This is a genomic window from Algoriphagus antarcticus, from assembly GCF_002150685.1.
GTDB lineage: Bacteria > Bacteroidota > Bacteroidia > Cytophagales > Cyclobacteriaceae > Algoriphagus > Algoriphagus antarcticus.
Genome location: NZ_MSSW01000017.1, coordinates 1 through 25,230 on the forward strand (window position 1 = coordinate 1; position 25,230 = coordinate 25,230).

Below are 25,230 nucleotides of genomic sequence, written 5' to 3' on the forward strand. Positions count from 1 at the left end.
AAGTTCTACAGGCGTCTCCCTGTCTGTTCTCAGGTTACTATTTTTTTTGTCTTACATTACTTCAAAGAACTTAGCGTCACGCATTTGTGACTCTGGTCAGATACTGAAACCCTCGTTTCCGCTTCTGTTTTTTTCCCCTTCCTTGCTGAAGGGAGTGCAAAGGTAAGCCGTTATTTTTAAACCGCAACACCTGTAGCAAAATTAATTTTTAAAGTTTCTCAGAGTCTTAAACTGCTCCGACTTTATTCCCGTCTCTTCAGATGGGTGCGCAAAGGTAAGACTTCATTTTTGACTTCCTAAACCTGATGCAAAATTAATTTTTTCAATACTTCTTGAGCTTCTTATTCCTCATTCCCCGACACCGTTTGTGTCGTTTGGGAGTGCAAATGTCTACCTTTTTATTTTAGTGGCAAGGGCCTATCACGATTTAATTAAAGAATCTTCCTAACTCCCTGATAACAACTGATAAAGATTTTGAGAGAATAAAACCCATCTCTCAACTCACTAACACATTGATTCAAGCTAGTAATTCCGCCATACCTGAATTTCCGAAAACAATCTTCTGAACAAATGGAAATCGATTTAGTATCTGAAGGTGGGAAGGGCAGGATAATACTTTTTGCGAGGGTCATGAGATGAAAAAACAAACCTGACAGAAACTTCATGCGCTCCGCCCGATACACGCTGGCCCAATTTTGAAATGGAATAATCAAAGCTATATCCAAAATCTAACCCCGAGTCTAATTCGATTCCAATAAGTCCTATTAAGGATTCATTATTAGGTAAATTATACTTAGTAGGGAGACCTCTGTACCAAATGCCAAGAATGAGCGGCTCGAAGTAAAACTCAGCTCCAATGTCTAACTGGTCAAAAGCGCCCTGCGACTTATAGTTAAACGCGAAAGCTAAGGATCTTTCCTGATCTGTATTATTGAAGTAATCATTGATATTGCCAGGCGCTAGATTGAACCTTACCCCTCCGTGTACGGAATATTTGATTGGAAGCTTATTTGAATTAATCTCCAAATAACTAATCTGAGGCTTAAATAAATGGAAAGCTGACATTCCAATCCAAAACTTATCTTCATAATATAAGAGTCCTGCATTTACATCCCCTGCTCGTAACCGACTATCCCCTGAAAAACCTGCACCCGGATCACCTGTTATTACTCCTTTATCTATGTCTAATTGAGTCCCCAAAATAACTTGGTCAAAAAGCACATCTCTGGAAATAAAACTTCCTTGGGCTCCCACATGAAGAAAACGCTTTTCGCCAAGTCGTAACCTATAGCTATAAAGCAATCCTATTTCATCCGTCCTACTTTGGTTGAAGGATTCTCTAGCTCCTGATACCACTATCCCGAATCCGGAATTATACTTTTCGGAAAAATGATCTGCATACGCTGTATAAGCAATAAAACTTTGATCCAAAGCAGGCCATTGATTACGAAAGTTAACTCCCACCCTAGTGAGCCCCGTACTTCCTGCTAAGGCGGGGTTTAGATAAAAAGGATTAGCATAGAACTGAGAGTACTGCACATCCTGACTAAAACCTTTAGACGCAAAAAGAAGCCCGAAAACAAAAACTAGGTAAATCCGCATCATCTTATCAATTTGAATTTACCAGCCTTAGTAAAATTTTCGCCATCTGTGGCCACCCCATTATATCTATAAACGTAAAGTCCTGCGTCTAGCAATTTTCCCTCCAACTTCCCATCCCAACCTGTAGTATTTAAATCATTCGTTTTAAAAATCAGATCTCCCCATGTATTGAATATTAAGAGCTCCCCAGCTATAAGTCCCTTTTTCTTTGGAAGAAAAAACTGATTTTCATTATCTAAAGGTGTGAATCCTGTGGGAAACATTACTCGGTAGCTTCGCAAAATTGAAACTCTTTTAATCACAGCCGCTTCGCATCCCCACATATTAGAACTAGTGAGAGTCACATCAAATTCACCTTTTTTACCATAAATATGCGTAGGGTTTTTCTCAGTAGCAACTGATCCATCTCCAAAATCCCAGCTCCAGCTTTCTGCACCATTTGCAGTCAAATCTGTAAATTGAAACAGATCATCAGGGAAGAATCCTCCATCCTCCTCCCCTTTCACTCCTGTTCCCTTAATTTCAAATTCAAAATTTGCTAAAAGTTCTTCCTCTAAAATAACTATTCTCAAAAGCTTTGGAGAGGAATAACAATCCAAATCTGCATATTTAATCTGAAGCTCATACTCTCCTGAGAGAGAAATCTCTTTCATTTCATCATCCAAATAGGTTTGTCCAACTCCAGTTAGCTTGTAATCATAGGTAACAGGATCATAATTAGAAACACTTTTCGTCACATCCACTGATTGACCTGGGGTACAGCCTACAACTGGCGTAATAAAGTCAAAGTCTGGAAACTCTGGAAAACTCACTAAAATCGAGTTGGAAATCGCTGGGCAATTTTTACGATTGTATGCTTTTACCAAATATTCTCCGACAGAATTTGCTGTGTAGTTCTGAGATTCTTCGCCAGTAATGAGTTCATCATCTTTATACCATTCGTATCGCTCGTAGATTTCACCGCCTTTGGAAGTAAAAGTCACAGTTTCTCCTCCACACAATCTTACTTCTTCTATTAAATCAGGATTCCCATCTTCAAAAATACTTATAGGTTCAGGAGACTCTTGAATTTTCAATGTCATGGCATTGCCTTTGGAGCTTTTCCCATAGGTATCCGTAATGGTATAGTAAACAGTGACGCTTTGATCTGTAAATCCTTCGTTAGGAAAAAAGGTGAAATCCCCACCATTTGTCCCTGCTTTGAAAGTCCCTTGTGCTAATTCCAACACTCTATTTTCTTCACGGCACTTACCTTGGGAACAGATATCTCCACTTTCTTCTTCTATATCATCAAGCGACGCATAAAATTGCAAACACCTGATCTCACTATTTTCATTTGGAAGAATAACTTCCTCATCTGTGATATAATAGGTGTTCTCTTGTCCTTCACAGGATGCAAAATCTGAAAAATCTACCCCAGCAGGATTTTTCAGTCCCTCATCGTTGGATACCTCCACGACCAGATCTTTAATCTCATGGATATTTGTCTCACCACCTGTAGAAGCAGCAAATCCAATTTTCAGATTCTTTGATGGCACATAAGGAAATGGAATGCCTGGGAAAATAGTGATCGTTCTAGGTTCATTTGTTACGGTCGTTACAACCATTTCTAATTTCAAAAGATATCCTACTCCTGTTGGATTGGGTTCTAACTCCAAAAAAACTTTACGATAGCCGGGAATAGCTGGATCTGTTACCCTGCCAGTGCCTTGTCCTCCTGAACTCAATGGGAATTGGTATTCTACATCGAGAGACAATCCAAGCGAACCTGATGGTGGATCTAATGTCATTTTCCCATCTACAAACTGATAGCCATTGAGCCCTGCCCCACTTTTCCTTATCGAAATACTATTAGGATACAAACCATTTGGTGACCCTGAAAATCCACCGATTTTTCCTTCACTGGAATTGCTGTAATTCCCAAAAGCATCGAAGCCAATACCTAAATATCCTCCTGTCATCCCAGGAACATTATTTCTTTGAGCATATCCAAATGCTCCTCCGAAACCCCCTGGTCTGAAGTTTTGCACGTCCGCGTCAAAAAGAAACACAGTGAGTCCATCTGCACCGCTTCCCCCATACATAAAATATTCGAATGATGCTTTAATGCCGTAAGCTGGAGAAAAAGGAATATCTATATAAACATACCCATTTTGCTCTCTTTGAGCATCTGTCAATCGTAGCACTCCATCCATTAACCTCGCACTACCTCCAAAGACAGTTTTTGATCCAACTGACCCTTGATCGGCAAAAGTCTCGCAATAAGGAAAACCAACTTGCGAGTATGCGTTGTAAAACAGAAAGGTCAGCGCTACGGCTAAAAGTAAAAATTTCAATTTTAGGATGGATTTATTATAAGTAGGCCAAAATACACTTTAAAAATATAGAAATAAAAAAGCCCTTAATTTAAAATCAAGGGCTTCAAGTATTGTAACCTTCTATTAGCGTAGAATCGTTTGCGTACGATCCGGTCCAACTGAAACTAATTTGATTGGAACATTTAATTCAGTTTCCAGATATTCTACATACTGTTTCAATTCTGCCGGAAAATCTTCATAAGAATGGATATTCTCCAAAGAGCAATTCCAACCTTTCATGATTTTATATACCGGAGAAACTTCCTGCTCAGTAATTTCAAAGCTTAATTTGTCTATTCTTGCTCCCGAAGGAAGTTCGTAATGAGTACAAACCTTAATTTCTTTAAAGATATTCAGCACATCTCCTTTCATCATAAATAGCTGAGTAACACCATTGATCATGATAGAATATCGAAGTGCCGGCAAATCTAACCAACCACATCTTCTCGGACGGCCGGTAGTACTTCCAAATTCATTCCCCTCTTTTCTCATATCCTCACCATCCTGATCGAATAACTCGGTAGGAAAAGGCCCACTACCCACTCGAGTGCAGTATGCCTTGAAAATCCCAAATACCTCGCCGATTTTGGAAGGAGCAACTCCCAATCCAGTACAAGCACCAGCAGCCATTGTGCTACTACTCGTAACAAACGGATAACTACCGAAATCCACATCCAAAAGCGAGCCTTGAGCACCTTCAGCTAAAATTCTTTTATTAGAATCCAAGGCTTCATTTACCACATATTCGCTGTCGATTAGATTCAAAGTCTTGAAAAACTCAACTGCCGAGAAGAATTGCTCTTCCATACCAGGCAATTCATCCATGGGATGGCTGTAGAATGAAAGAGTAGTTTTATGCTTTGCAACAAGAGCCTCGTATTTTTCTTTGAAATCAGGATTTAAGATGTCTCCTACACGCAACGCAGTTCTTCCTATTTTATCCTGATAGGTTGGTCCGATTCCTTTTAAAGTAGAGCCAATTTTCTTATCACCTTTAGATTTCTCCGAAGCTGCATCAAGCAATTTGTGTGTTGGGATGATAATCGTCGCTTTCTTCGAGATTACCAGATTTTTCATGTAATCAATGGAGAATTTACCCAATCCATCAATTTCCCTTTTGAGGACAATGGGGTCGAGAACGACGCCATTTCCTATAATATTAAGTATCTGCGAGCGAAAAATCCCAGAAGGAATCTGATGCAAAACGTGCTTGATTCCGTCAAACTCTAAGGTGTGCCCAGCGTTCGGGCCACCTTGAAAACGGGCTACAATTTCATATTCAGGCGCTAATACGTCCACTATTTTTCCTTTTCCTTCATCTCCCCACTGGAGACCTAGAAGTACATCCATCTTCATTTGATGTGCGATCTTATCTGTTACACTTGACTTTTTGAAGCGTGAAATTTGCGATAAGCCCATAGAAAACCAAGGGAAAGAGAGTAATTATTTGCGCCCGACAAAAAAGTCAGCCTATTACCTCCTTAGATAAACTGCAACAAAAATTTATACTAGAATCGTCTTCTTGAACTCTTCAACAGAGTCAAAAACCGTGAATATATTATTAAGCTTAGTGATTATCAGCAATTTCTTTACATGCTCAGATGGTGCAGTCAAGTATACTTCCCCATCTTTATTTCTCATTTTAGTAAGCATGGTAATCAAAAGCCCAATGCCACTTGAACTAATATATCTCACTTCACTTAAATCAACTACGAATCTCCTAGCACCTTCTTCCACAGCATCGGAAACAACTTCTACCAGTTTGGGACCTACTTCATCTCCAATCAAATCACCCTGAATAAAAAGGTAATGAGCCAGTTCATCTTTACTCGTGTTATATGTCAATTTCATATGATTATAATTTGTCTTTCAATGGTCATATGGAATCTCGCAGTAGGATTAATCATCTTAATGGGTGACGATTGAGTCATGCTCGATTTCATGAAGTTTCTGTTTTTCTGTTTACACAATTATCTTTGGTACAATTACCATATAATATTAAGGAGTGATGTAGCACTTTGAAGTTCAGAATTTCGCCCACTGTATTCTGAATGTTTTGAATTCGGGGGTCGCAAAATTCGAGTACCTGATTGCAGTCTATGCAGATCAAGTGATCGTGCTGCTTATAGCCATACGACTTTTCGAACTGCGCTAAGTTTTTACCAAACTGATGCTTGGTCACCAAATCACATTCCACCAAAAGATCAAGGGTATTATAAACCGTAGCTCTACTGACACGATAATTTTTATTTTTCATACTGATGTAAAGAGACTCTACATCAAAATGACCCGTTCGGGAATAAATTTCTTCGAGGATGGCATAGCGCTCCGGAGTCTTTCGGAGCTTCTTATTTTCAAGATAAGCTGTAAATATCTTTTTTACCTCTTCGAAATGGGTAGTATTCAAAGCCATTAGTTGGGTATTTTTTCAAATATAACTTTTGTAAATAAGAAAAGATTCATTAGATCAATCAAACCTTGAAACCTTCAATATCCCATCGACATCAACTAGATTTTCAATCAATTTATCAAGGTGCTCAGTGCTATGGACATAAAGCTTAATTGTTCCTTCAAAAATACCTGCATCTGAATCCACAGTAATAGATCGCATATTTACCTTTAGTTCATTTGAAATAACTTTGGTCACATCATTTATCAGGCCTACTCGATCTGTACCGATAATCCGCAAACCAGCCAAGAAGGCTATTTCTTTGTGACTAGTCCATCTCGCTTTGATCACCCGATTGCCATGATTGGAAAGAAGCTCCAAAGCATTGGGACAGGAAGTACGGTGGATTTTGATCCCCTCATTTACCGTCACAAAACCAAATACATCATCTCCAGGTATAGGATTACAGCATTTGGCCAAAATGTAATCCACTACATCCATATCCTCACCTATCAATAACTGATCGTGATCTGGTCCTTTGAGACTTTTTATCTCTTTAGTGAAAGAAGATTCGTCCTTTACTTTCTCCTGGGTCGATTTGTTCTGAAGTTTCTGAGTGGCTTTGAAATCTTTAAATGACTTAATGGAAGTAGGGTCAATGGCTCCGATTCCCACTCGGAAATAGAACTCATTCGCTGTCTTGAGCTCAAAAAATGCACGAAGCTTTTCAACAGATTCAGAATTGAATTCCATCTTCATCTGTTTTAACTTACGCTGGACAATTTCTTTTCCATCCAGGATTGCAGACTTTTTGTCTTCACGGAGGGCATCTTTAATCTTGGCTTTTGCCCTAGAGGTAACGACGTTGCTGAGCCAATCTTCAGAAGGCTTCTGTTTATTGGATGTCAGAATTTCTACCTGATCGCCATTTTTCAGTTTATGAGAAATAGGCACTAGTCGCTGATTGACTTTTGCTCCTATGCATTTTGCGCCTACTTCTGTATGAATCTCGAAAGCAAAATCCAAGGCGGTAGAACCAATCGGCAACACCTTCAAATCTCCCTTTGGAGTAAACACGAAGACTTCGTCATGGAATAAATTCCCTCTGAAATCATCCATAAATTCAATCGCATTGCCATCATTAGACTCCAACAGGCCCCGCACTTGAGTAATCCAATCGTCTAATCCTGAAGGACCTTTAGAGTTTTCTTTGTCCTTGTATTTCCAATGAGCTGCATAACCTCGCTCAGCTATCTCATCCATCCGCTCAGTACGAATCTGCACTTCTACCCATTGCCCTGTCCCACTCATTACGGTAGTATGAAGAGACTCATAGCCATTCGAACGTGGCGTACTTATCCAATCCCGTAGCCGATCTGGATTTGGTCTATAGAAATCTGTGACAATAGAATACACCTGCCAGCAGTCGGCTTTTTCGCTATCCAGATCACTTTCCAAAATAATTCGAACCGCAAACAAGTCATACACTTCCTCAAAAGGAATTCCTTGTTTCTTCATTTTATTATAGATAGAATAAACCGATTTAGGTCTGCCTTTAATTGTGAAATCTAAGCCAGTCCTCTTCAGTTCCTCTTCTACAGGAAGAATGAAACTACGAATAAATTTATTTCTGTAGGATTTTGACTCGTTGATCTTGAAAACAATATCCTTATAAGTGGCAGTATCAGTGTATTTCAGATAAAGATCTTCCAACTCGGATTTAATCGCATAAAGTCCAAGCCTGTGTGCCAAGGGCGCATACAAATACATGGTCTCAGATGCAATTTTGAGTTGCTTGTGCCTCGGCATACTAGCAAGTGTCCTCATATTATTGAGTCGATCCGCAAGTTTGATCAGGATCACACGAACATCATCCGAAAGAGTAAGGAGCATTTTACGGAAATTCTCGGCTTGTTGAGAGCTTCCGTACTCGAATACTCCAGCGATTTTGGTAAGGCCATCTATAATAGTCATGACCTTATTTCCAAATTCCCGCTCAATGTCCTCAAGCTCCCAGTCGGTATCCTCTACTACATCATGAAGTAATGCGGAAACGATAGAAGTGGTACCCAAACCGATTTCTTCCACACATACCAAAGCCACTTCCAGTGGATGATAGATATAAGGTTCCCCAGATTTACGACGCATATCCTTATGCGCATCGAGAGATACATTGAAAGCCTTTTTTATCAGTTTGGCATCTCCATCTTTTAAAATTGGTTTCGCTTGTCTCAATAGCCTGCGGTAGCGCTTGAGTATTTCTTTTCTTTCTTCTTCTACGTCCACTTCAATCATACAGGAGAAATTTAATACAAAAATGGTGGTCTAAGTCCATCTTGTATCAAATGTTGAATATTTTTTTTCTTATGCTATTGCATTTTATTTTTTAGTACCTACATTTGCATCCACAATTGGATTTAGAATCATTATTCTAGTCTGAATTGTACCTATTGCGGATGTGGCGAAATTGGTAGACGCACTAGACTTAGGATCTAGCGCCGCGAGGCATGGGGGTTCGAGTCCCTCTATCCGCACTAAATACCGAACCCTCAATCACTCAACTGTCTTCAACAACAGGAAAGGGATTGGGGGTTTTTAGTTAATCTTCATTATTAAATTTTGAGCTTTGGAAATCACACAAGACAAGCATTCAGCAAATCAAGCTTCAATTAAAATTAAATTAAACGAAGCAGATTACCAACCTAAGGTTGACGCAAAACTTAAGGACTTTGCCAAAAAGTCTAACATCAAAGGATTCAGACCTGGTAAGGCTCCGATCTCCATGGTGAAGAACATGTACGGCACATCTGTACTTGTAGAGGAAATCAATACTATTCTTAGCGAATCACTGAATACTTATTTGAAGGAGCAAACTTTCAAAATCTTGGGAGACCCACTTCCACAAAACAAAAACGGAAACATCGACTGGAAAACTCAAAAGGAATTCGAATTTGACTACAAAATCGGATTTGTTGAATCAGTCGATCTTACACTAGACCCTACAATCAAGGCAACAAAATACACTATCAAAGTAGATGATAAGTTGATCGACGAAACTCTTGACAACTTAAAATCTCAATACGGCAACAGTACCAACCCTGAACTAAGTGAAGAAGGTGATCACATATATGGTGATCTCAAAGCCACTGAGGGAAGCTTTGAGAAAACTGTGTCTTTGGATTTGACTAAAATCACTAAAGCGCTTGCTGGTAAATTCATTGGCATTGGCAAAGAAGCTGAAGTAGATTTTGAAGCTGAGGATGTGAAGAAAGATCAGTGGGAGGAAGCTTTCGGCCTAAGCGAGGAAGAGTCTACAGCTATCGACGGGGTATTGACTTTTACAGTAAAAAACATAAACAGAACCGAGACTGCTGAAATGAATCAAGAGTTCTTCGACAAAATCTTCGGCCCTGACGAAGTGAAGTCCGAAGAGGAATTCATCACTAAAGTACGCGAGACGCTTCAAGCTAATTACGACAAGGAATCCAAAGTATTCACTGAGGAAGAATTGAAAAAAGTATTGACTGAGTCCGCAAACGTGGATCTTCCAGAAGCATTCTTGAAAGAATGGCTTTTGATGGCTAATGAAGGCAAGGTATCTGAAGAGGATGTAGAAAAAGAATTCCCTATCTATGCAAGACAATTAACTTGGTCATTGATCTCTAACGAAATTGCTACCAAGAATGAAATAAAAGCTGAGCACGAAGAAGTGATCGAAAAAACCAAACAAATGGTTCGCGATCAGTTCGCAGCCTCAGGCCTTGGTGCTCAGATGGAAGACAGTATGGATATGTTTGTTGACAACTACCTAAAAGGTGAAGAAGGTCAGAACTACATGAAAATGCTTACTTCAATCCAGAATGAAAAAGTGCTTGCTTTTGCCCTTGATAAAATCAGTGTCCAAGAAAAGGATTTAAGCATTGACGAATTCAAGGAACTTTTAGGCAAATAATTCGCTTTAATCATCAGAAAAAAGTCCTTATTTAAGGGCTTTTTTTATTTTTGCTTACCACAACAAACACGAAAGATGATCAACAAAGAAGAATTCCGTAAATACGCCATTCACAATCAAGGCGTGAGTGGTACTGCTTTTGACCAGTACACGCAACACATAGAAAACATGACTCGCTCTGTAATCGAGGAGCGACCGCAGAATTTCAGAGAGATTGACGTGTTCTCTAGATTGATCATGGACCGTATCATTTTCCTGGGAACCGGAGTTGATGACCACGTTGCAAATATCATCGTTGCTCAGCTGCTTTTCCTCGAGTCAGTTGATTCGAAGAAAGACGTATTGCTCTATGTCAACAGCCCTGGAGGATCAGTGACTGCTGGTCTGGGGATTTATGACACGATGCAGTTTATCAATCCTGATGTAGCCACTATCTGTACAGGAATCGCAGCTTCTATGGGAGCGGTATTGCTAGCAGGTGGTGCAGCGGGAAAAAGATCAGCCCTTAAGCACTCTAGGGTAATGATCCACCAGCCATCAGGAGGCATGCAGGGAAAATCCACAGATATGGAAATTTCCTTGAAGCTTATCCTATCCATGCGCGAGGAATTATATGATATTCTAGCCGTACATACTGGAAAAACTCCAGAATTGATAGAGAGAGATTCCGAAAGAGATTATTGGCTTAAGGCAGAAGAGGCGAAAGCTTACGGCCTTATTGATGAAGTATTAGTTAAAAAACCAAAATAATGGCTCAAGTTACCTGCTCCTTTTGCGGTAGAAACAAGAAAGATGTAGATCTAATGGTGTCGGGCATCTCCGCCCACATATGTAATTTCTGCATTGATCAAGCTCATCTGATTGTTGGTGAGGAAGACAAAACCAAGAAAAAAGATGGAGCAAAACCAAAAATCAAACTCAAAAAACCAAAAGAACTGACTGGCTATCTGGATCAATATGTAATTGGTCAGGAAGATGCTAAAAAAGTTTTGACGGTGGCTGTGTACAATCATTACAAGCGTCTTTTTCAAAAGGACGAAAATGATGAAGTAAAGATTGAAAAATCAAACATCATCATGGTAGGTGATACCGGAACCGGTAAAACCTATCTGGCAAAAACTTTAGCTAAGACGCTGGAAGTGCCTTTTTGCATAGCTGACGCGACTGTACTTACCGAAGCTGGCTATGTGGGAGAAGATGTGGAAAGTATCTTGACCAGATTGCTTCAAGCTGCGGACTACAATGTAGAAGCAGCCGAGCGCGGAATAGTGTACATAGATGAGTTGGATAAAATCGCAAGAAAATCCGACAACCCTTCCATCACCAGAGATGTGAGTGGAGAAGGTGTACAGCAAGCAATGCTAAAGCTTTTGGAAGGCACAATTGTAAACGTACCACCTCAAGGTGGCCGGAAGCATCCGGATCAGAAAATGATCGCGGTGAACACTGAGAACATTCTCTTTATTTGCGGTGGTGCATTTGATGGAATTGCCAGACATATAGGTAAACGACTGAACACCCAACCTCTGGGATTCAGTAAAGCTGCAGCTGATTCCGTAGCTGACAGAGAGAACTTACTACAGTATGTGACAGCGCAGGATTTGAAAGCTTTTGGCTTGATTCCAGAATTGATAGGAAGACTTCCTGTATTGACACATTTGGATCCTCTTCATGCGGATGTGTTGAAAAGAATCCTTACAGAACCTAAGAATGCTTTGGTGAAGCAATATGCCAAGTTGCTTAATTATGAAGGAGTGAAAGTTACTTTCGAAGAAAGTGGCATTGATTTTATCGTGGAAAAAGCGGTTGAGTTTAATCTAGGTGCAAGAGGACTTCGGTCAATTTGCGAAGCAATCATCACGGATGCGATGTACGAGATTCCGTCAGATGATTCTATCAAGGAGTTGATTATCGATGCAAAGTACGCCCATGAAAAATTCGATAAGTCGAAGTTTAAGCGCCTTCAGGTAGCATAATACTAGATAATAGACCAAAGCCCCGATTACGATCTAATCGGGGCTTTTTTATGAAGACCATTTTACCACAAATTCAAAGAGGTTTATACTGAAAGCACCGTTGATTCGCTTCTCCAAAAGTGCGCATATGCGCTGGCTACTTAACTATACTGTCTAAAATCAAGTGAGCTGTAGTATCTGAAGCACTTTTCTCTCCGATTTGCTCCTTGATCAAATCATACTCTTGAAGCATTTGACCTCTATAAACTTGGTTCCCTAAAATCTGCTGAAGCTCAGCTTTCAAATTCGGAATAGAAAAGTCATTTTGAATAAGCTCTTTTACAATCTCCCTATCGGCAATTAGATTAACCAAAGAAATAAACGGGACACGGATCAAATTCTTGGCTATCGCATAAGAAATAGAACTGGTTCGATACACTACTATCTGAGGAACTCTAAATAAAGCCGTCTCCAAAGTCGCGGTACCAGAAGTTACCACGGCTGCAATTGCATGTGAAAGCAGATCATACGTCTGATCAAAGATCACCCGAATACCAGCATCTACTCCTCGCTGGTAGATATCCTTCCCAAGATCGCCTACTCCAGCGATCACAAATTGAGCATTTGGGAATTCCTTCACCAAAGCCACCATACGATCTAGCATAGAATTGATTTCCTGTGCACGGCTTCCCGGCAATAAGGCAATGATAGGCTGATAACTTAGCTCGTTCTTTTGGAAGAAAAACTCATGAGGAGTAAACTTAGAAATCTCATCTAAAAGTGGATTCCCGACGTAATGGACATCCATATCATACTTTTTGAAAAAATCAGGTTCAAAAGGCAGAATGGAATAAATCTGATCTGTATAAGCTTTTAGCTTCAAAGCCCTTTTTTGATTCCAAGCCCATATTTTCGGAGGAATATAATAATGTACCGGGATATTATTTTCCTTAGCGAATGCTGCCATTTTCATATTGAAACCCCCGTAGTCGACTAAAATGATAGCGTCAGGCTTAAAAGCTAAAATATTATTCTTCACTAGCTTGAGATATTTCAGGACTTTCCGAAACCCGAGCACCACTTCCAAAAACCCCATCAAGGCTACGTCCGCATAGTCAACTGCCAATTCCACGCCGGCTTCTTTGGAATAACTCCCTCCCATCCCCCTTATTTTCAAGTCTGGTTTCTTAGACAAAAGAGATCTGACCAAATTAGAGGCATGCAAATCCCCTGATCGTTCGCCGGAGATGATGTAGAGTTTTTTGGGGGAGGTCAAATGAAATATTTGTAAGTAGTTAGTAGTAAGTAGTAATTATTGTAGCGAAAAAACGAATCCTAAAGCAGTATTACTTTTTAGCTATTTTACAGAATAACGTTGCTTTCGACATCATTGCATTTAGTTTCTGATTAATGTTCTCATATGCTGTGACAATCAAATCCCTTTCCTGCATACTCACTAATTCACAATCCAAAGCAACTTCTATCCAGTGTTGGGTCTCATACTGTTCAGCATCTGCGTCAGAAAGCTTAGAAATAAAATGATTACATACCTTCTCTTAACCCAGCTTTCTGCAATTTGCGAACCTACAGACCTAGATGATCTTCTTATTTGATCAGTCAAAGAATACCTTTCTTCAAATGGAAATTTCTTTAAAATAACATAAACATCTTTCGCCGACTGTCTTGACAGCTTGTAATCATCAAGTTCATAGTAATAATTATCGTACGCCATAATATGTAATGTTTGACAACAATTTTACAAATATTACAACTTACTACTTACAAATTACACAAATTTTAATCTCCCAAATACTCCACAAAATTCCTCGGCGTCTCGTAAAGTGTCAGCTTGTGCAAGCCGCCATATGGAGTAATCTCCTTTACTGCAGGTTCAAGGATTTTCCAAAACTCCATAATTAAATTTTCACAGCTGGCTAGTTTACCCAACATAAAATCCACATCAACATTTAGGTTTTTGTGATCTACTTTTTCAATCACTAAGTTTCGGATAACGGTACTCAGTTTTTTCAAATCCACCACAAAACCTGTATCTGGATCTGGCAAACCCTTCACCATTACGATCAGCTCAAAATTATGTCCATGCCAATTCACATTGGCACAAGGTCCAAAGACCTCGACATTCTTCTCATCTGACCATTTCGGGTTCCAGAGTTTATGGGCTGCATTAAAGTGTTCTTTTCTACAAACGTAAATCATCTCAAATAAGGAATAGGCCGCAAAGTTAACCAGAACATGCGGAATATCGAATTCATCAGAATTCTACCTCAAAAATAAAACCCCGACGATATCATCGCCGGGGTTTTCAAAGAAGTTAATCTTAGTCTGTGATTAACTTCTCTCTCTTACGAATACAAACTTCTCTTTGAATACACAACGAACTGCTCCGCTCTGATACATGAAGTAGCTCACCTCAAGAGTTTTACCATCTTCAGAGAAAGTAGTGTACTTGTTTACCCCTGAAGGGTCAATCTCAGCATAACGCGTGTTACTAGCAGGCTGACCAAAATAGTTGGTAACTGCAGTTACAATATTTGCATCGTCGAATTTAAAAACCGCAGTATAGTTTCCATAGTAGTTAAGGCCTGCTCCAGTGTTAAAGATATAGCCATAACCGCCTAAGAATTCAGAATCCCAACGTCCTACAGTAGTTGCAGTAATAGTTCTCAGCTCAACATTGTAAGGATAAACACCATAAAATTCTGGTCTTGTTAGATCTGCAAATTCACCGGTAACTTGATATACTCCATCATACTTATTCTTAGCACCCACAGCATAGATAGCTGTCTCAAAGTTACCAGAAATAATACCAAAGGAAGTTTCAGTGATAGTTAAAGGAATTGCATAGTTTTTAGAGAAGTCAAAATTATTTGTAAATAACTTGATAGTCTTCTCCACTTGTCTTTGACCTCTAGGAATCGTAACCTCCATTGCATCAATTGAGTACAAATTAGAAGGGAGAATTTCATAATCCGTATCCTCTGTATCATTGTATGTAGCTAGTGCTGCAGGATCCAATTTGAATTTCACATTGATATCCTGATTGTTATCTTGTGCTCCAGAATAACTAACGAGAATCTTCAACTCCACTTCATTTGCTGCTGTGAAAGAAGTAACATATAGAGGATAAACACTTCCTGGAGAGGCTATAAGGCCAATGTCGAAGAATTCAACTACATTTTCTACTTTGTCGGGATCGAAAAGAGAATCCTCATCCAAACAAGATGTAAGTGTCACCATAGCAACAGCAAACAGTCCTATTTTAGTTAATATATTTTTCATATCTATTTCTATTTATTTAGATTATTGTGGCTGCCAGAAGATCAAATCTGTAAACTGATTAATTCCAGCAGGAACATTATCAGGATTAAGTTGGAACTCAGACACAGCATAAAGGTACCTTACAGGAAGCTCATCAGCTCTAGTTGAAGAAGAGAGAATAGAAGCAAATGTTAGATTAGGATTGCTTGAACCATTTACGATTTTAGGGTAAGTAGTTCTCTTAAACTCAGACCAAGTTTCTTGAGCATTGATAAAGTTGTAAGCAATGTATTTCTGAGTAATAATTGCCTCCAATTTCTCAGCTGGAGAAGTAGCAAGGGAATAATTAACCAAGAAATTATCTGCGTTATTGGTCTTGTAAATCTCAAAATCAGCTTCTGGATCCAAACCATCTCTTACATTACCATTTATTTCTTGGTACAGGTATGTGAAAGAAGCTATCACACCTTTCTCAAAAGCTGCAAGATCATCACCTGAAAGGTACCCTTTCATGTAAGCCTCTGCTTGTAGAAAATAAGACTCCGCTGCAAGCATCATAGGAACACTCGCAGTTCTACCTTTGAGCAAACCGATTGTGTTAGTGGCATTAGCACCTGCACCTTCACCAACATACCAGGCGGTTTGGTTTGTTAGTGCAAAAGGATTGTTATCCAAATTACCTAGTTGACCTCTAGGAGTATTAGTTGGATAACCCCTATAAGTGGCAGCACCACGACCTTCATCCAAAATCTTATTACCATTGTAGAAAGTATAAACATAGTTACTAGCAATAGCCGATCTACCAGAACCTGACAAAGAACCAGCGGCATTAGTGTGGTAAACCTCCCAATATGGATTTTGCTTTCCAGCTGTTGCGATATAACCAGGATTTACTTCTGCGTCCTCAGTAATGAAACCAAGACTAGTATTCATAGAGGCAAACTCAGATGCAGCAAAGCTACTAGTAGCAGATGCAGAGGACATTCTAATTAGCAATCTCAATTTCAGAGTGTTTGCAAACTTAGCCCACTTAGTCACATCTCCGCCGAACATTACGTCAGCAGATCCTAGACCATTAGCCCCAGCTGAATTTGTAAACATACCAATGGCCGTATTCAGCTGAGCTACCATATCCTGATAAATTGCAGTTTGACTATCATAAGCTGGAGTTACATTTTCAGCTCCTTTAAGTCCTTCAGTATAAGGAACATCACCAAATACGTCAACCAACATATGGAAATCCCAAACTTTCATCACCTTGGCTACAGCATTAAAATATGCCTTACTAGGATCTTCAGCAGTGGTGGTTTCGATGTATTCATAGTTGATCAAATCATCATAAGTAGCGCCCCAAATTCCATCATAAGATGATGTAGTGTAATTGTAAGTAACAATAGAACCCCATCCACCAAAACCACCGGCATTTACAGTATAACCATTAACCCACATTGCATTTGTGTTGTAAGCACGCAATAATGCAGCACTTCTCGTTAGTGAATTAGGAAGTACAAGCTCAGGCGTAGCTGCAGTTGCCTCATTTGGATTCACATTATCCCCTAGAAATGAATCACAAGAAGTGAAGGAGATAAAGGAAGCAAGTATAAATATTCTTAATATATTTTTCATTTCAATCTAATTAAAATGTTAGTGTGATAGAACCACCATAGAATCTTGTAGGAGGTGTAGCATTCAGAGTTACGATACCTACTGCATTTCCATCAGAGAAGTTGAAATCAGGATCCGTGTAAATATTTGATTTTGGAGTGAAGATCAATAAATTTCTTCCTTGAGCTGTAATAGTAGCACCTTGGATAAATCCAACTCTACTCATCAAGCTAGCAGGGAAATCGTAAGAAATAGCAACCTCTCTAAGTTTCCAGTATGCACCATCAATAAGGTAGTTTTCTGTCACATTTCTTCTGAAAGAACCATCTGTCCAAAAACCTGCACCACCGTCAGTTACCGTGACGTTTGTATTCTCTATATACGTCCCAGGACTTTCCGGATTTTCATAGGAAGAATTTGGAATCACAAAACGCTCTCTATTGAAATATGTAGTAGTGATACCTGATCCAGAGAAGTCAAATGAGTCACCTCCATTATAAAGGATACTATATCCACCTCTGTATTCAGCTAGCGCATAAAGTCTGAAACCTTTGTAAAGGAACTCAGCATTAACACCCAATCTATGTCTTGGCTGTGTGTTTCCAAGATTTACTTGATCTTCAGATACACTTGGATACCCAGTAGTACCATCTACGATGATTCTTCCTTGATCATCTCTTTTGTACACATTACCAACCAACATAGGGTAAGATTGACCTTCGATTGCAAATACTGAACCAGTGCCATTACCACCAATTCGAAGTCTATCTAAGTCATCACCAATCTCTACTACGTAGTTATCATTGAAGGTATAGTTAGCACCTATATTGATCTGAAAGTTATTTCTTGCGAGCGCAGTTACATTCAACATGGTTTCAAAACCTTGGTTAGCTACTATACCTGTATTCTGAAGGTAGGAAGAGAAGCCAGTAGAAAAAGCTACTCCTGTAGGAATAGTTTGATTTTTTGTTTCTGACTGGTAGTAAGTGAACGCACCGTTTACTTTACCATCAAATAAGATAAAATCTGTACCAAACTCAAAAGAGGATGTGATCTCAGGTTCAAGATTAGCTGCTACTAGACGATTATCCAAGGTATAACCTGAAAGGCTCCCGAAAGGAAATCCACCTGAAGGACTGAAAGTAGGATCTAATTGATAAGCACCAAGATTTGTACTGTTACCCAAGTTAACTTGGCCAACTTGAGAAACACCACCTCTAAGTTTCAATTGAGTAAATACATTTGATCCTTTGAGAGCTGAGATAGCATCTGAAACTACAAAAGAAATGTTTGCAGCAGGATAGAAGAAGGATCTATTCTCTTTTGAAAGAGTAGAAATCCAATCATTTCTTCCGGTCAATTCAAGAAACAAGTAATCTTTGTAAGCCGTTTTAAACTGTGCGAATACTCCTATTTGGCTAGCCTCATAGTTACCTTCACCTGCACCGGCCTCACCTACTCTGTTTGACACATTGTAAAGTCCTGGTATTACTATTCCGTTTGCATTAACAACAACACTTTTGTTTTGATTTTTTCTCAACTGATTACCAAGTAATAAATTGAAGAATAAGTCATCGCCAACAGGCTTCTTCAAATTAATTAAGAAATCTGAAATAAGTTGATTACTGTAGCCAGAACGATCAGACACACCACCAGCCATATCAGTCTTTGAAGAGGATATGCCTTTAGTATAATCAGTGAATGTAAATTGACCAGTAGTAATCTTGTTATAGTTAGTTCTATTGGATACACCAATACGATAAGTGAAGTCTATCCAAGTAAGAGGCTTATACTTCAATTCAATGTTACCTACTAAATAGTTATTACCAGAATTCTCACGACTATTATCCTTTTGGAAGTAGGGGTTGTCGTAGTACTCATTATAGTACCCATTTGGATTAGCAAATGGATCATTTTGCCAATCCTTGTACCTAGTCAATGGAATATGAGCTGGAGTCTGAAGAATTTGATCATACATGCTACCAGTGGCAGTAGTGATGTCATATCTATTCTGCACATAGTTAGTAGAAATATTTAAAGCTAATTTATCAGTAAATTTTCTTGTGCTATTAAACCTAATAGATGCTCTGGTATAGTTGTCTCCTGGAGTAGTACCGTTGTTGTTAAGATACTGGGCAGAGAAGAAATTTGTAGATTTCTCATCACCACCACTGATAGAAATGTCAGTTTGGTTAGTAACACCAGTTTCCCAGAAATCATTTTTAGAACCTGTGTTAGAATAAGGGACAGTCTGAATAGAACCATCTTCTAACGGTCTACCAATCTCCACCATTGATCCATCGAATCTTGGACCATACTGCTGATTCTCATAAGGAACATACTGCTGTGGATACCCACCTGCATAGCCTGAGCCAAAAGAATCTTGTATTTGTGGATAGAAACTCACTGTCTCAAGATTCGTTGTATGACCTATTGTTACTTTAGGAGCACCAGATTTACCTTTCTTAGTAACAATGATCAATGCACCGTTAGATGCAGCAGAACCATACAGAGCAGCTGCGTTTGCACCATTAAGAACAGTGATTTCTTGAATATCTTGTGGATTGAGGTTACCTAAGATTGTATTGGGAACAATTACGTTATCCACTACGATCAAGGCTTCATTATCTCCAGTTAAAGAACGGCTACCTCTCAATATAACTCTTACGTTAGGGTTTACACCAGAACCTGTAGTGTTAATCTGTAGACCAGCTACTTTACCAGCCAATCCGGCCGCTACGTTTGCAGCACGACCTTGAGCTACATCGCGCGTCTCGATACTTGTAGCATTGTAGCCCATCTCTACTCGTCTAGACTCAATACCCGCTGCACCTGTAATTACAACCTCACTTAGGCTCTGAACATCTGGCTGCAGGATAACGTCGATTACAGATTGCTGACCAATGTTGATCTCTTGGGTGGTAGTTCCTATAAAACTAAATACCAACACTTTCCCTTCAGTTGGGATGGTCAATGAGTACTTACCATCAATGTCTGTGGCAGCACCTACGCTAGTACCTTTGACTAATACAGTGGCACCTGGAATTGGCTCACCGTCTTCGCCCGAAGATACTATTCCGGTTACTTTACGCCCCTGTGCAAATGCCACAGCACTTACTAGGAAAAGCGAAAGCCCTAGGAGTAAAATTTTCTTCATAAGTAATATGATTTGGTTTATATTATACCCAATGATATTCTTATTCATGAAATATCGCATAATGACAGAGCACTTTTTTGATGAGGGGTCAATACTTAGTATTTAATAATAATCTCTTTTTTTGAGGAATTTCAAAATTTTAATTGGATTTTCAGTAAAAATGCCCTAATACACAATATTTTCACACTGTTATTCCAATGTTAACAAAAGTTAATTTTTTACCAAAAACAGTTAAGTGGCACTCGCACTATTTGCACGACTCTGAAAAATTTTTAATTTCTACATATGGCATTTCTGCAAAATATTAATAATTCCAATAGAAAAATGTAGCCCTATTTCTACTTAAAATGTCTTTTGAAGAGAATTTAAATCTGAATGTATATTGTAAGTCAATGAAAAAACTACTTAGATAAAATTGAATCTTAATTAATAGTTAATAGAAATATCTATTAACTGTTAACTTTTTGATAACAATCCCTACTCTTACAAAACCCTGATAGTAATTCGACGGTTTAAGGCTTGATTTTGAGGATTATCGTTTGGCACCATTGGATCTTTGTCCCCCTTGCCTTCTACCAGCACTCTACCAGGATGAAATCCTTGACTCATCAAAAACTCTTGAACACTTTTAGCCCGATTTAAACTAAGGTTTTGATTATAGCTCGTACTTCCCACGTTATCTGTGTGCCCCGTGATCAAAATATTCACGTTCGGGTTTTCTGTCAAAAACTTCACAAGTCGTTTTAGTGAAGATATAGATTCGGATTTCAAGCTGTATTCATCAAATTCAAAGAACACATTTTCAAAGACGAACTCTTCTCCTGCTGCTACAGGTACTAATTCAACTTTCAAATCCTTTACATTTTTAATTTTATCACGCTCCACATTATAAATCTTGGGGATAAAGCCTTTTTTCTCCACATACAATCCAGAAATTGCTTTGTCTGGATACAGCATAGTGAATGCACCGGTTTTGCCATCTGCTTTGAACATGTACAGGGTACTGTCATTTGTCAACGACACCAGTGATAAAGTAGCGTCTATTGGTTCGCCTGTCTTTGAATTAAGTACTTTACCCTCAGTTACTGTCAAGTTTTCACCCAATGATATCTCATCAGGGAATTTGAACCTATACAATAAGGATCGATCGTGTTCTCTTTCGGAAGTAGTCAGTTCAGTGAAATAAGCATAATCTTTTTGTGCCGTAATAAATAAAGCAACTTGATCCAGTTGATCATTAATCGGCAAACCGAGATTTTCAGGTTTTGTAAATTCCCCATTTACTACTTTTGACATCTGAATATCCATACCTCCAAATCCAGGATGACCATCCGATGAGAAAAAAAGTATCTCATTATTAAAAAACATAAATGGTGAAATTTCATCCTTAGACGTATTCACTACATCTCCTAAATTTTTTGCCTCAGACCAAGTAGCATCATTTTGCATTACACTATACCAAATATCATTTCCTCCAAATCCACCTTTACGATTGGAAGAAAAGAATAAAATCCGGCCATCTGCAGAAAGTGAAGGCTGAGAATCCCAAGACCTGGAATTGACATTCTTCCCCATATTCTTGGGGCGCTGCCACATTCCATTTAATTTGTAGGCAATATATAAGTCACAACTCCCCTCAGAATCCGGCGCATCGCAAGAAGTATATATCAAGATATTGCCATCAGCAGTTACAGAGCAAGTGCCTTCATTATAAGGAGAGTTTATAGCTTGAGCTACACTTTGAGGCTTTGACCAGTTTCCCTCTGGAGATACAAAAGCCATAAAAATATCTTCCTTATTATTATTCCCAATTCCGTCCCTTTTAGTAAATAGTATCTGTTCCCCGTCTGCTGTCAATACTGGGAAATACTGTAGTTGAAATTCGTTGAGTGGTGCCGGCAGTTTTTCCTTTTCTATTGGCCGAAAATTGCCCAGCTGCAAAGCCAAAAAATCCATCTGCTCTTTCATCTTCAAATAATTCGGTAACGTACGGAAAGAAGCATCAAAAAAAGGATCAGTAGCCACAAATTCATCATGGGCCTCCTTAAACCTTCCTTGCTTCAGATATACATGTGTAAGTACCCAGCCTATATCAGCTCTATGTTTTTGAGTTGAATTTTTTCCTGAAAGCCTAGATTTCCCCGCTAGGGCGGTAATTTCGGCTATATCTAACTCACCTTTCGTAAGTTGAAGCTGCGTAAGCTTCACATAAGCTTCCAAAAATGAAGCTTCTCTCTTAATTGCGTCTTGGTATTTACCTATTGCTGCATCATACTGGCGAGAAAGCGTCAACTCCTCTCCTTCCCGATACATCTTGATTGCCCTCGCATCAATGATCGAATAGCTTTGCGCGTTCGCGAAAGAAAGGGTCAAAAAAAGCAGAATTCCAACTAAAACAGGGCGCATGGACTTAGGGTATGTCCATAAATTTATGAGTTTGAAGCGAAATTTTCCATTTTGGGTGATTTTTTGCATAATCAATAATGACTGGAGTGAATTTCTCAGCCTTGCTCCACTCCGGCTGAAGTCTCAATTCGCAAGTAGATTTAACCAGTTCAGCATGCTCTTCAGCAAATGAAAAATCACTCTGATGAAAAATCACAACTTTCAATTCATCCGCCTCTGCGTAGATCGAAGGGTGGGGCTTTTTAAATTTCTTTGGAGAAAAGCAAACCCAGTCAAAATCCCCAGAGTATGGATGAGCTCCTGAGGTTTCAATATTTGTAGTAAATCCTTTCTCTTTCAAAAGCGCTGTCAATGGCCCCAAATCATACATCAATGGTTCGCCTCCCGTGATCACCACCAATCTTCCTGGATAAGCTAAAGCATCTTCTACAATTCTTTCGATGGAAAGAACCGGCCACTTGCCAGAATCCCAAGATTCCTTGACATCGCACCAGACACAGCCCACATCACAGCCACCTAGCCGGATAAAATAAGCGGGATGTCCGGTAAATTTACCTTCGCCCTGTATCGTATAAAATGCTTCCATTAAAGGAAGCTGAACTCCATGTGCTACTGCTTCGTCTATATTCATCTGAATTTTTGATAAAGCGGGCGATTGAACCGCTGGGTGAATGATGCCGCAAAGGTAATATTTTAGAATTGGAAAAGTTACGAATTGGAAAACTGTAAGAAATACATTCGAATTTTCCATTCTTGAGTCCACTCCGATAATTAGTTTTTGGAGAAAATATCCATTCTAAATTGCACTATAGGACACATATTTTAGTAAAAAATACCTTTTCGGAGTGGACTCAACCTTCCATTTTTCTAATCCTTTTTAAGAGTGGGATAACTCACACCCAACTGCTCTAGATAGGTATCATACTTTGTGTCGTCATAGTAAAACTTTTCCAGCTCAGGACGAAACTGATCCATAATCCGCTTATTCAAATAAATAGGCGCATCATCTTCCGCAGAAATCATAGGTTTGTACTGCGTTTCTTTAGTCTGCACATTTTTGAAATAATCCCATGCTTGATCTACCAATTCAGGCTGTAGCAAGAAGTCTAAAATCGTCATCGCCTCAGCTTTAGCACCAGCCGTCACTCCTTTGTGCGCTATTGGCGTCGCCATTGCTATTGCATTGCTCCAATGATGGCCTTGCAAGCCGGGAATGTTTGAAGGAAATCTCAAAGTCACCGTAGGAACAACCCAAGAAACGTCCCCAATATCATCAGAACCTCCAGAAACGGGATTTTTCACTGGTAAGCCCAATGTGTCAAGCTTGGTGGGAAGCCCTTCGATTTTCTCTGAGCCAACTTCTTCTTGCACAGCTTTTGCCAAAATCTGATCGGCTTCAGACCATTCCGGCAAACCCACCTTAAGAATATTCGCATACATCTTTTCAGCGATCACTTTATTAAAGTGTCGAGGCCATGCCGTTCCCAATATTTTGGAAGTAACCTCCGTATCTGTCATCAAAGCTGCACCTTCTGCCATCCTATTTGCAGTGGCGTACATTTCCATGATTCCCTCATATTTCACATCCCTGAAATAATACCAAATCGAAGCTTTGGAAGGCACTACATTGGGTTGATCTCCCCCATCTGTGAAAATCGAATGCGAGCGTTTCAGCGGATCCAAATGCTCCCGTTTATAATTCCAACCCACATTCATCAGCTCAGCTGCATCAAGAGCACTTCTTCCTCTCCATGGCGAGCCCGCGGAATGCGCAGCTTCACCAGAAAATGTATATTCTACAGAAATAAGTCCAGTACCAGAAGTTTCGCCATAGCTCACTCCCAGGTTATTTCCCACATGGGTAAAAATACAAATGTCCACGTCATCAAATAAACCATCACGTGTGTACCAAGCTTTTGCTGCTACTAGTTCCTCAGCGATTCCCGGCCAAAGAATTAGAGTTCCTCCGATATTTTCACGTTCCATAATTTTCTTTACTGCTAAGGCTGCAGTGATATTCAGCGGAATGCCTGCATTATGGCCTTCTCCATGACCAGGTGCTCCCTCGACCATCGGTTTGTGATAGGCGACTCCTGGATATTGGGAAGCCTTTGGGATGTCATCTACGTCGGAGCCCAACGCAATTGTTGGTCCATCTCCGTTTTTCCAAGTTGCAAACCAAGCAGTAGGAATTCCAGAAACGCCCATTTCTATAGTAAAGCCGTTTTCTTCCAAGATCCCAGTCAAATACTTGGATGATTCCACTTCCTGAAAACCAAGCTCTGCAAAACTGAAAATCTTATCTACCATTACTTGACTCATTTTGGCATCGGCCTCTACTAATTGTACGACCTCTAATTTCAGTGCGTCAATTTGCTTTTGGGAGATCTTCTTTTGTGCCAAAGAAAAATGTGAAAGGCACAAGAGCATCATAAAAATGCCTATTCCTCTATTAAGTGATTTCAGTTTCATAAGTTATGGTGGTTAGTTAAGTTGGAAAATACTAAAAACTTTCATACGATCCATCG

At 39.4% G+C, this 25,230-nt stretch carries 19 protein-coding genes and 1 tRNA gene; 4 read left to right on the plus strand and 16 right to left on the minus strand.

Annotated features, from left to right (window positions below):
- Positions 1–582: 582 nt before the first annotated feature.
- The 6 genes from BVH04_RS08010 to BVH04_RS08035 form a co-directional block, all read right to left on the minus strand.
- A complete protein-coding gene (locus BVH04_RS08010; protein WP_086540957.1) occupies positions 583–1,605 on the minus strand; it encodes a PorP/SprF family type IX secretion system membrane protein in 1,023 nt (340 codons plus the stop codon).
- A complete protein-coding gene (locus tag BVH04_RS08015) occupies positions 1,602–3,938 on the minus strand; it encodes a PKD domain-containing protein (RefSeq protein WP_240510877.1) in 2,337 nt (778 codons plus the stop codon). The genes BVH04_RS08010 and BVH04_RS08015 overlap by 4 nt, the downstream gene beginning before the upstream one ends.
- 105 nt (positions 3,939–4,043) lie before the next feature.
- Positions 4,044–5,315 (minus strand): adenylosuccinate synthase, encoded by a 1,272-nt coding sequence (locus tag BVH04_RS08020; protein WP_086541082.1) that lies wholly within the window; start codon positions 5,313–5,315, stop codon positions 4,044–4,046.
- 147 nt (positions 5,316–5,462) lie between these two features.
- Positions 5,463–5,810, minus strand: a complete 348-nt coding sequence (locus BVH04_RS08025) for an STAS domain-containing protein (RefSeq protein WP_086540958.1) — start codon at positions 5,808–5,810, stop codon at positions 5,463–5,465.
- 88 nt (positions 5,811–5,898) lie between these two features.
- Complete coding sequence (locus BVH04_RS08030) at positions 5,899–6,372, minus strand: Fur family transcriptional regulator (RefSeq protein ID WP_086540959.1); 474 nt, start codon at positions 6,370–6,372, stop codon at positions 5,899–5,901.
- A gap of 54 nt (positions 6,373–6,426) precedes the next feature.
- Positions 6,427–8,643 carry a RelA/SpoT family protein gene (locus BVH04_RS08035; RefSeq protein ID WP_086540960.1) on the minus strand — a complete coding sequence of 739 codons (2,217 nt, stop codon included), beginning with the start codon at positions 8,641–8,643 and terminating at the stop codon, positions 6,427–6,429.
- A gap of 157 nt (positions 8,644–8,800) precedes the next feature.
- Here BVH04_RS08035 and BVH04_RS08040 point away from each other — a divergent pair.
- The 4 genes from BVH04_RS08040 to clpX all read left to right on the plus strand — a co-directional run bounded on the left by BVH04_RS08040 (position 8,801) and on the right by clpX (position 12,276).
- A tRNA-Leu gene (locus tag BVH04_RS08040) sits at positions 8,801–8,882 on the plus strand.
- Between the two features lie 92 nt (positions 8,883–8,974).
- Positions 8,975–10,300 carry a trigger factor gene (tig, locus tag BVH04_RS08045; RefSeq protein ID WP_086540961.1) on the plus strand — a complete coding sequence of 442 codons (1,326 nt, stop codon included), beginning with the start codon at positions 8,975–8,977 and terminating at the stop codon, positions 10,298–10,300.
- Positions 10,301–10,375: 75 nt separating this feature from the next.
- Positions 10,376–11,050, plus strand: a complete 675-nt coding sequence (locus BVH04_RS08050) for a ClpP family protease (protein ID WP_086540962.1) — start codon at positions 10,376–10,378, stop codon at positions 11,048–11,050.
- The gene (clpX, locus tag BVH04_RS08055; protein WP_086540963.1) at positions 11,050–12,276 is read left to right on the plus strand and encodes an ATP-dependent Clp protease ATP-binding subunit ClpX; all 1,227 of its coding nucleotides are present in this window, start codon (positions 11,050–11,052) and stop codon (positions 12,274–12,276) included. The genes BVH04_RS08050 and clpX overlap by 1 nt, the downstream gene beginning before the upstream one ends.
- Before the next feature lie 136 nt (positions 12,277–12,412).
- On the opposite strand, the gene lpxB is transcribed toward clpX, so the two are convergent.
- The 10 genes from lpxB to BVH04_RS08100 all read right to left on the minus strand — a co-directional run bounded on the left by lpxB (position 12,413) and on the right by BVH04_RS08100 (position 25,132).
- On the minus strand, positions 12,413–13,531 hold the full coding sequence (gene lpxB, locus BVH04_RS08060; protein ID WP_086540964.1) for a lipid-A-disaccharide synthase: 1,119 nt from the start codon (positions 13,529–13,531) through the stop codon (positions 12,413–12,415).
- Between the two features lie 70 nt (positions 13,532–13,601).
- The gene (locus BVH04_RS26340) at positions 13,602–13,790 is read right to left on the minus strand and encodes a four helix bundle protein (protein ID WP_317045494.1); all 189 of its coding nucleotides are present in this window, start codon (positions 13,788–13,790) and stop codon (positions 13,602–13,604) included.
- Complete coding sequence (locus tag BVH04_RS08065) at positions 13,736–13,987, minus strand: four helix bundle protein (RefSeq protein ID WP_262481361.1); 252 nt, start codon at positions 13,985–13,987, stop codon at positions 13,736–13,738. Before BVH04_RS08065 ends, BVH04_RS26340 begins: the two co-directional genes overlap by 55 nt.
- A 65-nt stretch (positions 13,988–14,052) precedes the next feature.
- Positions 14,053–14,472, minus strand: a complete 420-nt coding sequence (locus tag BVH04_RS08070; RefSeq protein WP_086540965.1) for a 6-pyruvoyl trahydropterin synthase family protein — start codon at positions 14,470–14,472, stop codon at positions 14,053–14,055.
- 132 nt (positions 14,473–14,604) lie between these two features.
- Positions 14,605–15,555, minus strand: a complete 951-nt coding sequence (locus BVH04_RS08075; RefSeq protein WP_086540966.1) for a DUF1735 domain-containing protein — start codon at positions 15,553–15,555, stop codon at positions 14,605–14,607.
- A 21-nt stretch (positions 15,556–15,576) separates the two neighbouring features.
- Positions 15,577–17,160, minus strand: a complete 1,584-nt coding sequence (locus BVH04_RS08080; RefSeq protein WP_086540967.1) for a SusD/RagB family nutrient-binding outer membrane lipoprotein — start codon at positions 17,158–17,160, stop codon at positions 15,577–15,579.
- Positions 17,161–17,170: 10 nt separating this feature from the next.
- Positions 17,171–20,296, minus strand: coding sequence for a SusC/RagA family TonB-linked outer membrane protein (locus BVH04_RS08085; protein WP_086540968.1), 3,126 nt, complete (start codon positions 20,294–20,296; stop codon positions 17,171–17,173).
- Positions 20,297–20,779: 483 nt separating this feature from the next.
- A complete protein-coding gene (locus tag BVH04_RS08090) occupies positions 20,780–22,702 on the minus strand; it encodes an OmpA family protein (protein WP_086540969.1) in 1,923 nt (640 codons plus the stop codon).
- 4 nt (positions 22,703–22,706) lie between these two features.
- Positions 22,707–23,333: a 7-carboxy-7-deazaguanine synthase QueE gene (locus BVH04_RS08095; protein WP_086541083.1), complete on the minus strand. Its 627-nt coding sequence runs from the start codon at positions 23,331–23,333 to the stop codon at positions 22,707–22,709.
- Positions 23,334–23,569: 236 nt separating this feature from the next.
- On the minus strand, positions 23,570–25,132 hold the full coding sequence (locus BVH04_RS08100; RefSeq protein ID WP_205635823.1) for an amidohydrolase: 1,563 nt from the start codon (positions 25,130–25,132) through the stop codon (positions 23,570–23,572).
- Positions 25,133–25,230: the final 98 nt, after the last annotated feature.

Coding starts and splice junctions, on each gene's coding strand:
- BVH04_RS08010 (WP_086540957.1), bottom strand. CDS start 1,605: ATGATGCGGATTTACCTAGTTTTTGTTTTCGGGCTTCTTTTTGCGTCT.
- BVH04_RS08050 (WP_086540962.1), top strand. CDS start 10,376: ATGATCAACAAAGAAGAATTCCGTAAATACGCCATTCACAATCAAGGC.
- BVH04_RS08100 (WP_205635823.1), bottom strand. CDS start 25,132: ATGCTCTTGTGCCTTTCACATTTTTCTTTGGCACAAAAGAAGATCTCC.
- BVH04_RS08030 (WP_086540959.1), bottom strand. CDS start 6,372: ATGGCTTTGAATACTACCCATTTCGAAGAGGTAAAAAAGATATTTACA.
- BVH04_RS08035 (WP_086540960.1), bottom strand. CDS start 8,643: ATGATTGAAGTGGACGTAGAAGAAGAAAGAAAAGAAATACTCAAGCGC.
- BVH04_RS08070 (WP_086540965.1), bottom strand. CDS start 14,472: ATGATTTACGTTTGTAGAAAAGAACACTTTAATGCAGCCCATAAACTC.
- BVH04_RS08065 (WP_262481361.1), bottom strand. CDS start 13,987: ATGGCGTACGATAATTATTACTATGAACTTGATGATTACAAGCTGTCA.
- BVH04_RS08095 (WP_086541083.1), bottom strand. CDS start 23,333: ATGAATATAGACGAAGCAGTAGCACATGGAGTTCAGCTTCCTTTAATG.
- BVH04_RS08090 (WP_086540969.1), bottom strand. CDS start 22,702: ATGCGCCCTGTTTTAGTTGGAATTCTGCTTTTTTTGACCCTTTCTTTC.
- BVH04_RS08020 (WP_086541082.1), bottom strand. CDS start 5,315: ATGAAGATGGATGTACTTCTAGGTCTCCAGTGGGGAGATGAAGGAAAA.
- BVH04_RS08080 (WP_086540967.1), bottom strand. CDS start 17,160: ATGAAAAATATATTAAGAATATTTATACTTGCTTCCTTTATCTCCTTC.
- BVH04_RS08075 (WP_086540966.1), bottom strand. CDS start 15,555: ATGAAAAATATATTAACTAAAATAGGACTGTTTGCTGTTGCTATGGTG.
- BVH04_RS08025 (WP_086540958.1), bottom strand. CDS start 5,810: ATGAAATTGACATATAACACGAGTAAAGATGAACTGGCTCATTACCTT.
- BVH04_RS08085 (WP_086540968.1), bottom strand. CDS start 20,296: ATGAAGAAAATTTTACTCCTAGGGCTTTCGCTTTTCCTAGTAAGTGCT.
- clpX (WP_086540963.1), top strand. CDS start 11,050: ATGGCTCAAGTTACCTGCTCCTTTTGCGGTAGAAACAAGAAAGATGTA.